The organism is Streptomyces ipomoeae 91-03 (assembly GCF_000317595.1).
Classification (GTDB): Bacteria; Actinomycetota; Actinomycetes; order Streptomycetales; family Streptomycetaceae; genus Streptomyces; species Streptomyces ipomoeae.
In genome coordinates, this window is record NZ_AEJC01000207.1 from 1 (window position 1) to 9,064 (window position 9,064).

The 9,064-nt window shown below is 73.8% G+C and carries 7 protein-coding genes; 2 read left to right on the plus strand and 5 right to left on the minus strand.

The features are described 5' to 3' along the window. Positions 1-13: 13 nt before the first annotated feature. Genes STRIP9103_RS13485 through STRIP9103_RS13500 form a run of 4 tightly spaced genes read right to left on the minus strand, consistent with a single transcriptional unit; the run spans position 14 to position 5,031 of the window. Positions 14-694 carry an ATP-binding cassette domain-containing protein gene (locus STRIP9103_RS13485; RefSeq protein ID WP_009310063.1) on the minus strand — a complete coding sequence of 227 codons (681 nt, stop codon included), beginning with the start codon at positions 692-694 and terminating at the stop codon, positions 14-16. After that, on the minus strand, positions 691-1,740 hold the full coding sequence (locus STRIP9103_RS13490) for an ABC transporter ATP-binding protein (protein WP_009310064.1): 1,050 nt from the start codon (positions 1,738-1,740) through the stop codon (positions 691-693). The genes STRIP9103_RS13485 and STRIP9103_RS13490 overlap by 4 nt, the downstream gene beginning before the upstream one ends. After that, positions 1,712-3,541: an ABC transporter permease subunit gene (locus STRIP9103_RS13495; protein WP_009310060.1), complete on the minus strand. Its 1,830-nt coding sequence runs from the start codon at positions 3,539-3,541 to the stop codon at positions 1,712-1,714. Before STRIP9103_RS13495 ends, STRIP9103_RS13490 begins: the two co-directional genes overlap by 29 nt. After that, positions 3,538-5,031, minus strand: coding sequence for an ABC transporter substrate-binding protein (locus STRIP9103_RS13500; protein ID WP_009310061.1), 1,494 nt, complete (start codon positions 5,029-5,031; stop codon positions 3,538-3,540). Before STRIP9103_RS13500 ends, STRIP9103_RS13495 begins: the two co-directional genes overlap by 4 nt. A gap of 451 nt (positions 5,032-5,482) precedes the next feature. On the opposite strand from STRIP9103_RS13500, the gene STRIP9103_RS13505 reads away from it, so the two are divergent. Continuing rightward, positions 5,483-6,694, plus strand: a complete 1,212-nt coding sequence (locus STRIP9103_RS13505; RefSeq protein ID WP_009310066.1) for a hypothetical protein — start codon at positions 5,483-5,485, stop codon at positions 6,692-6,694. Between the two features lie 10 nt (positions 6,695-6,704). Here the strand turns inward: STRIP9103_RS13505 and STRIP9103_RS13510 are convergent, their stop codons facing one another. Next, a complete protein-coding gene (locus tag STRIP9103_RS13510) occupies positions 6,705-7,835 on the minus strand; it encodes an FAD-dependent oxidoreductase (protein ID WP_009310065.1) in 1,131 nt (376 codons plus the stop codon). 336 nt (positions 7,836-8,171) lie between these two features. Here STRIP9103_RS13510 and STRIP9103_RS13515 point away from each other — a divergent pair. Next, positions 8,172-9,064 (plus strand): AfsR/SARP family transcriptional regulator (locus tag STRIP9103_RS13515; protein WP_009310062.1); only part of this gene is annotated, 893 nt, incomplete at its 3' end.

The following is a 9,064-nucleotide window of genomic DNA, read 5'->3' on the forward strand; positions in this document are numbered from 1 at the left end:
GCCCTTACGACGGTTACGCCGCCACGAGCCTCCCGGCGCGCATCTCGATCGAGCGGTCCGCGAAATGGCGTACGACCGCGCGGTCGTGGCAGATGAACAGGTATGCCAGACCCAGCTCGTCCTGGAGGCCGGCGAGGAGATTGAGGACTCCGGCCCGGATGGAGGGGTCGAGGGCGGACACCGGTTCGTCGAGGACCATGAGGCGCGGGTCGGAGGCCAACGCCCGTGCGATACCCGCGCGTTGGCACTGCCCGCCGGACAGCTCGTGCGGGAGACGGTCGCCGTAGGCCGGGTCGAGGCCGACGCGGTCCAGGAGTTCGGCGACGCGGGCGGGACCGTCCGTCGCGTCCCAGCGGCCCTGGACGCGCAGGGGCTCCGCCACCGCGTCACGGATGCGGTGGCGAGGGCTGAGCGAGCCGTACGGGTCCTGGAAGACCGGCTGCATACGGGGGCGGAGGGGGCGGAGTTCGCGTTCGGTGAGGCGCGTCAACTCCCGGCCGTCGAAATGGACTTCACCTCCGTCGGGGCGCCGTAGCTGGAGCACCGCCGTTACCGTGGAGGACTTGCCGCAGCCCGAGGGGCCGTTGAGGGCCAGGGTCTCGCCCGCGTCCACCGTGAAGGAGACATGGTCGACGGCGGTCACGTCGCCGTAGCGGACCACCAGGTCGCGCACGTCGAGCAGGGCGTCGGTCATACGGGCTGCTCCAGGAACAACTCGGTCGCCGGGTACGGGACTTCGTCCCAGCGGTGGCAGGAGACCTCGTGGCCCTCGTCGGTCCGCCACGGCTGCGGTTCCGCGGCGCGGCAGCGGTTCTCGGCCAGTGGGCAGCGGGGTGCGAAGGCGCAGCCGGGCGGGAGGGCGTCGGGGGTGGGCGGGGCGCCGGGGATGGACGGGAGCCGACGGTCGCCCCTCGCCTCCTCCGGGGGCAGCGACGCCAGCAGCCCCGCCGTGTACGGAGCCCGGGGGCGGCCCAGCACCCCTTCCGCCGGGCCCTGTTCGACCTCGCGGCCGGCGTACATGACCAGCACCCGGTCGGCGTGCTCGCGGACCACCCCCAGGTCGTGCGTGACCAGCACCAGCGCGGCACCGACCGCCTCGCGCTGCTCGCCCAGCACACGCAGCACCTGTTCCTGGAGCTCCGCGTCCAGCGCGGTCGTCGGCTCGTCGGCGACGACCAGGTCGGGTTCGTTGACCGTCGCCATGGCGATCACGGCCCGCTGGCGCATACCGCCGGAGTACTCGTGCGGATACGCCCGCGCCTTGCGTACGGCGTCGGCGATGCCCACCCGGTCGAGCGCGGCGACCGCCCGGGCACGGGCCTGCCCGCGCGAGACTCCCGCCACCGACCGTACGGCCGCGGCGAGCTGATCGCCCACGGGGTGCACGGGGGAGAGGGCGGACAGGGCGTCCTGGGGGACGAGGGCGATACGGCGACCGCGGAGCGCGGCGAGAGCCGGGCGGGCGGCGCCCACGAGTTCGGTGTACGCACGGGGACGCCCGGGCTCCCCGTCCTCACGCAGCCGTACGCTGCCGCTCACCGTCGCACCCGCCGGGGCCATGCCCAGCAGGGCGCGGGCCGTGAGGGACTTGCCCGCGCCCGACTCCCCGACCAGGGCGAGGACCTCGCGCGGGCGGACGTCGAAGGACAGACCGCGTACGACCTCCACGGCACCGAAGGCGACCCGCAGTTCGCGGACCGACAGGAGCGCGTCAGCGGCCGGCGGTTTCGGAGTGGTCACGCGGGGACTCCTTCCCTGTCGAGGTACCGGGGATCAACTTATGTGCGGTGCCGCCGAGTCGGCCGCTACGCCGCGTACCTCTCGGCCGTCCCCGGTGCCCTTCCGCGTACGACGCCCCCGACACCGCGAGCCCGGCCAGCAGGGCCAGCGCGACCGCCGGGGCCAGGGCCGCCCACGGGGCCCGCTCCACGTACGCGCGGGACTCGTCGAGCAGCAACCCCCACTCGGGGGCGGGCGGCCTGGCGCCGAGGCCGAGGAAGCCGAGCGAGGCGAGGGCGAGGGCGATGCCCGGGAGGCGGAGGAGCGCGTGGCGGGTGACCGGCGCGGCCACGGAGGGCAGGACGTGGCGGGTGAGGATCCATGACGGGCTCGCGCCGATGGCCCGCTGGGCGGTCAGGAACGTGGACGCGCGTACCTCCTGGACCAGGGCCGCCGCGTGGGCGGCCAGCGGGGGCCAGGAGATCAGCGCGACCGCGAGGGCCGCGCCGCCGGTGCCGGGACCGGCCGCCGCGGCGACCAGGATGCCGACGATCACCGGGGGCAGCGCGTTGGCGATGTCCGCGGCGCCCGCGGCCACGCCGGGCAGGAAGCCGAGGGCCAGGGAGACGAGGAGGCTCAGGGCGCAGACCGCCGCCGCCGTACCCACGGTCGAGGCGGCGCCGTGGCCGAGGCGGGCCAGTACGTCACGGCCGAGCCCGTCCGTGCCGAGCGGGTGTGCCCAGGACGGCGGCAGCAGCCGGGCGGTGGTGTCCACCGTGTACGGGTCGCGCAGCAGGCCCCAGCCGATGGTGGCGAGGAGCAGTACGGCCAGGGTCAGCGGTACCGCCGGGTGGGTGCGGGCCGGGCGGGCGGCCGGAAGGGTGAGGCCCGCGTCGCGCAGGGCCGGGCCGAGGAGCCGGCGGCGGGCGAGTGCGGCCAGGGCGCCCGCGACCAGGCCCAGCGCGAGGAGGGCGAGGACCGAGCCCTGGAGGAGGGGGAGGTCCTGTGACTTGGCCGCGCCCAGTGCCGTACGGCCGATGCCGGGCACCGCGAACACCGTCTCCACGGCGACCGCGCCACCCGTCAGGCCCACGGCGGCCATGCCGAACTGCGGGACGAGTGGCGGCAGTACGCGCCGTAGGGCCGCCGCCGAGATCCGTGCCCGGCTCACGCCCGCGCCGCGCCACAGCTCCACCCAGCGTTCGTCGAGCACGGCGGGCAGCGCGTCCGCGACCAGCCGGCCGAGCAGTCCGCCGGCCGGGACGCCGAGGGCGATCGCGGGCAGCACCAGGTACTCGGGGCCCGCCCAGCCGGACGTCGGCAGCCAGCCCAGCCACACCCCGCACACCAGCAACGCCACCGTGGCCAGCAGGAATTCGGGCACCGCGGCCAGCATCGCCGCGAACGCGCCGGTCGACCCCCGGCCCCGGACGAGTACCGGAGCGACCAGCGCGCAGGCCAGCAGCACCGCCACGGCGAAGGCGGCGCCCATGAGACCGAGGGAGACCTGGAGGCCGGAGACCACCGAGGGGAGGATATCCGTGCCCGACACCCAGGACGTACCGAGGTCGCCGCGGAGGAGTCCGGAGGCCCAGTTCCCCAGCAGGGAAAGGGGGCCCGCGTCCAGCCCCAGGTCCTCGCGGATCGCGTCCAGCGCCTCGGGCGTCGCCTCCTGCTCGGCGGACCTGGCGCGCAGCACGGTCAGCGCCGGGTCCTTGCCGGAGAGCCAGGGGAGGAGGCCGACGGCGGCGAGGACGGCGATCAGACAGACGAAGCGGGTCAGCCCGGCCGGGCTGACCGACTTCCTTATGACGGGTTTCACTTGACGTACGTGTCCACCGTGACGAGTTCCCGCTCGCGCGGGTCGTGGGCCGCGTCCACGACTCCGGCGGCGTCGCCCTGGATGACGCGCTCGTGGAGCATCGGGACGGCGGCGTCGGTGGCGAGGACGGCGGCCTCGGCGTCGATGACGGCCTTGCGGCGGGCGTCACCGGCGGCGGTGTCGGCGGCCTTCCTCAGGGCCGCGTCGACCGTGTTGTCGGCCAGCTGGGAGAGGTTGAAGGAGCCGTCGGAGGCGAAGTCGCTGTAGAGGTACGCGGCCGGGTCGCCGGAGTCGAGGACGGTCGCCCGGGAGAGGATGAACGCGTCGAACTCGCCCGCCAGCGCGTCGGACTCGATGTTGGCGTACTCGCGCACGTCGAGCTCGACCTTGAACCCGGCCTTCTGGAGCTGCTGTTGGAGTGTGGCGGCGACCTCGGGCAGTTCGGCGCGGTCGGTGAAGGTGCCGATGGTGATCGTCTGGCCGGAGGGCCTGCCCGCCTTGGTGTGCTTCACCGTGGAGCGAAGTTCGGCGGCCCAGGGGAGCGCGGGTCCGAGCAGGCCCTCGGCCACATCGGCCCGTCCCTCGTACACGCCCTCGACGATCGACTTGGCGTCGACGGCCTCGCGGGCGGCTGCGCGCAGGGAGGCGTCCTTGAACACGCCCTTCTCGGTGTTCAGGTACAGGGTGTTGGTGCGGGGCATCGGGACCTCGGTGATCAGGTCCTGGTCGAGCACGGCGGCCTGCGACACCGGGACCGCCTCGACGATGTCGGCCTCGCCGCTGCGCAGGGCGGCTGCGCGGGCGGTGCCGTCCGGCACGAACTTCACATCGATCCCGGGGGCCTTGGCCTTGCCGCCCCAGTAGTCGTCGTAGCGGTCGAGGGCGGCGGAGGAGGTGCCGTTGACCTTGGTGAGCTCGAAGGGGCCGGTGCCGGCGCCCACCGGATCGACGGTCTTCCCCTTGTACGCCTTCGCCGCGAGGATCGACAGCTGCGGCGAGCTGAGGCGTTGCGGGACCAGCGGGTCCTCGGCGGCCGTGGTGACGGTGACCTTGTCGCCGTCGGCCTTCGCGGTGAGCTCCACGCCGTCGAGGATGCGGGGCTTGGGGGAGGCGGTGGCCGCCACGGTGAGGGAGTTGACGACGGCCTCGGCGGTGAGCTCCGTACCGTCGTGGAAGGTGACGCCGTCGCGGATCGTGAACGTCCAGGTCTTCCCGGACCGCTCCCACTTCGTCGCCAGCGCGGGCTGTGCGTCACCCTCCGCGTTCAGCTTCACCAGGGTCTCGGCGGTCGACCAGCGCGACAGCTTGAACGCGTCGTCGGACAGCGGGGACAGGCCCGAGCGGGGCGGCTGCATGTGCGCGACACGGATGCGCTTGCCCTCGCCCGAGGCGGAGCCCTCGTCGGAGCCCGTCGCCGAGAAACAGCCCGTGAGCAGGGTGGAGACCGCGGTGACCGCGGTCAGAGGGACAAGACGGGCGGGGACGCGCACGGGACACTCCGGGTAAAGGCGTGGTCAAAGGTTGAACGCGCCATGACCGTAACATGATGACAATCGTTTTCAGAAGCGCGTATTTGCGCCACGGCGCCCCTGCGTGGAACTTCCCGTGCCCGGCGGGCGTCGGGAAGATCGTGATGGAGATTGACGGCACGCCACTCGACGAACTCGCCTGTTCCTGGAGCAGCATTCAGGAGGAGTACCTGTCCCCGAGCCGTAGCGAATACGACCGACAGGTCCTCGACTGCGTCGCCCGCCTCACCGCCGACCCCGGCGGCGAAACCGCGTACGTGTGGACGCTCGGTCTGGCGATCATGGCCCCCTACCTGGCGGGGCTGCCGAGTGAAGACGCCTCGGGGCCGATGACCGAACGCGTACCGGAGCTGCTGCTGGGCGCGGATGTCCGACGGCAGGCCGAGGCCGCTCTGCGGACAGCGGACGACCAGTGCGCGACCGGCCCTGCGACCACGAGACGCACCCGTACCGCACCCACGACGCCGAGTGGGACGAGGACCTCCCCGGGCTGCTGCCCCGCCTGGCCGACGAGAGCGCCGAGTGGGACGAGGACCATCCGCGGGAGCAATGGCGCTGTCCGCGCAACATCGCGGGGTATGCGCGGATCGCCCTGGACATCATGAATCCGGGTCAGGTGCCGGATGTCCCGCCCCGGCTGTCGCTGGAGGCCCGGGAGGAGATCGACACGCTGGAAGCGCTGCTGGAGCTCTACCCCGGGGCGGGGACGGACGTCGAGAGCACGATCGCCTCGCAGGGCTGGAACCTCTCCCTCGCGGAGCCCGCGGACCGTCCCGGACGCCTCCAGGCCGTCAGAGGAGTGAGCTGGCACGCCGTCTCCGGCATGATCCGGAGCAAGTCCGTCCTCGACGACCTGATCGAGGCGGTCGAGAAGGTACTGCCGGACTTCGCCGACGCGACCTGCGACCACGACGGGCACCCGACCCTGTCCGGCAACGGGCCGACGGCCGCCGAGGTCGGCATCGTCCTGAGCAGCCCCGGCGGGCGGGCCGTGTACGAGCGGGACCGCCGCCGCTACGGAGGCGGTGCCCCCCTGGAGCACATGGTGTGCCCGGCCTTCATGGCGGAGGTCGCGCGGGAGACGCTGACGGAGCTGCGCACCGGCCGCGACACCCTCTTCGGCCCTCGCGACACCTCCCACCTCGACGCCGAATACCTGCGCGCGGACGGCCGGTTGGAGATCGAGAAGATCACGGAGCGGATCGACCACAAGCACTGGAACCAGCGGTACGCCGACGACCTGGGCCTGTGGGCCGCCCGCCGGTACGACCAGTACGAGCAGGCCGACGACCGGGAGCGGGTCGTGCTCCTGCTCACCGCTCACCAGACGATGAAGATCTCGTACCCGGGGCCGCCTTTCGCCGTCACCGAGGGCGTCCTGGCGACGATGCGCGCGGTCGCCGCCGCTCCCCGCCCCGAGGAGTGCGCCCACGGCGACGCGCACCCGACGCTGTCCGGCGGGGAGTTCCGTACGGGCCTGCCGCACTTCTACGCGCCCGACGAGTTCCCGTCCGCCGGAGAGGTCCGCAGCGCGGAGGCGTGGATGTGCCCGCGGTTCGCCGCGAAGATCGCCGAGGAGTGCATCGACCGGTCGGAGGACCTGGAGGAAGAGGACGAGTGGTAGGGGGCGTGGCTCATCGGCCCTTCTCGGTGAACATGTCGATCAGGCGCTGAGCTGTGTTGTCGTCGGAGTCGATCCCGTGGACCTCGGCACCTTCGAACATGACGGCCTCGGCGCTTCGGGGGAACATGGCCTGCTCGTACTCGGTGAGCGCGGTGTCGATGTCGTCGGGGTGCGCGGCGAGGGCCTTGCCGAGTTCGGCGCCGTCGAGCATGGCCAGGTTGGCGCCTTCGCCGTTCGGGGCCGCGAGGTGGGCGGCGTCGCCGAGCAGGGTCACTCCCGGCACCCGGTCCCAGCGGTGCCCGGCCGGCAGGGCGTAGTGGGGGCGCAGGACCGGCGCGGTGTCGCCGTCGGTGATCAGCGCGGTGAGTTCCGGTGCCCAGCCGTCGAACTCCTGCGCGATCCGCGCGGTGGCCGCGGCGGCATCGGTGAAGTCGACGGCGGCGAACCAGTCCTGCGGTTTGGCCAGCGCCACGTAGGTGTGCAGGGTGTCGCCGCTCTCCCGGTGAGCGAAGATCTCCTTGCCCGGCGTGGGTGCCATCATCGACCCGCCGCCGACCGCTTTCGCGGCGGCGGGGTGCCGGGTGTCGGCGTCGAACAGGTAGGTCTCGACGAACGAGGTGCCGGCGTACTCGGGTGTGGCGGTGGAGAGCAGCGGCCGGACCCGTGACCACGCGCCGTCCGCGCCGACCAGCAGGCTCGTGACGACGGTGCCGCCCTCGGCGAACGTCACCTCGTGGCGGCCCTCGCCGAGGGCACGGACGCCGCTGACCTTGTGCCCCCACCGGACGGTGCCGGCCGGGAGCGAGTCGAGCAGGATCTGTCGCAGCTCGCCGCGCTGGACCTCGGGGCGTCCGCCCGTGCCGTCGTCGGCTTCGTCGAGCAGGACGGTCCCGTCCCGGTCGAGGATCCGCATCGCCTGGCGGCCCTCCAGGACGATGGCGCGGAACTCGTCCATCAGGTCGGCCGCCTTGAGGGCGAGCTGCCCGTTGTAGTCGTGGATGTCGAGCATCCCGCCCTGTGTGCGCGCCGACGGGGAGGGCTCCGCCTCATAGACCGTGGCCGGGATGCCATGGACGTGCAGGACGCGGGCCAGCACGAGTCCGCCGAGTCCGGCGCCGACGATCGTCACGGGGCTGTTCATGGTGGTGGCTCCCTCGGGATCGAGGCCGCCCGGTGAGCTCCGGCCGGCCGCCTCTGGAATGTCAGGCACTCGAAGACTGACGCGGGCCGCTCACACGGGGCACACGCGGCGCTGACAGCGGCGCACATGGCGCTGACGCTCCCGTCCCGCACGGTGTCAGCGCCGCGTTCGCGCACCCGGCAGGCTTCCCATGGCGGCGTGACGGGGACGGGGAGCGCTCGGCGTCGACCGGTAGGTCGGCCGGTTCGACGTCGGCAGCATGCCGGTGACGATGGCCAACGGCAGCCCGGGGGCCCTGATTTGGGGACTTGAGGGTACGCGCGCGAAGATCGGGAGATGGACGACGGGGACGCGCGGCTTCGCGTCACGCTGCTCGGCGCCTTCCAGGCGTCTCGCGGTGACGCCGCCCTGCCCGTTCCCGGCGCGCGGTTGCAGGGGCTGATCGTACGGCTGGCGCTCGCCGGCGGTCGCGCGGTCGCACAGGGCGTCCTCGTCGACGCGATCTGGGCCGAGGACCCGCCGGCCGGCCCCGCCCACGCCCTGCAGGCCCTCGTCTCACGGCTGCGCCGGACCCTCGGCTCGGCCGACCACGTCGCGCAGGTCGCGGGCGGCTACCGGCTGGACGTGGACGCGGCCGACGTGGACGCGCTGCGGTTCGAGCAACTCGCCGCCGCCGGCCGTGACCGTCTGCGCGCCGGCGACCCGCATGCCGCGGCGGCCGTGCTCGGCGAGGCCGTGGCGCTGTGGGACGACCGTCCCGGAGCCGAGCCCACAGCCGTCGCCGCGGTCGCGCCCGCCGCCGCGACCCGGCTGGCCCACGCCTCGGTCGAGGCCGTCGCCGACCTCGCCGACGCCGAGCTGTCCCTGGGCCGTGCCGACACGGCCGCCGCCCGCCTGACCGCCCTGCTCGCCGAGCACCCCGTCCACGAGCGGGCGGCCACGCTGCTCATGGACGCGTTGGCCGCCCAGGGCCGCCGGGCCGAGGCCCTGGCCCTGTACGAGCGGGTCCGCCGAACCCTGGCCGACGACCTCGGCACCGACCCGGGCGCCGCCCTGCACGAGCGCCACCTGCGCCTGCTGCGCGCCGAACGGCCCACCCCGGCCGCCGACGCCGCGCAGACCAGGCCGAGCAACCTGCCCGCGCCGCTGACCAGCTTCATCGGGCGGGACGACGACCTCGCCCGGATCGACACGCTGCTCGCCACCGGGCGCCCGAGCGACCCCGGGGA

Excerpts from the sequence above, each read along its gene's own strand:
- STRIP9103_RS13485 (WP_009310063.1), bottom strand. The coding sequence starts at position 694 with ATGACCGACGCCCTGCTCGACGTGCGCGACCTGGTGGTCCGCTACGGC.
- STRIP9103_RS13510 (WP_009310065.1), bottom strand. The coding sequence starts at position 7,835 with ATGAACAGCCCCGTGACGATCGTCGGCGCCGGACTCGGCGGACTCGTG.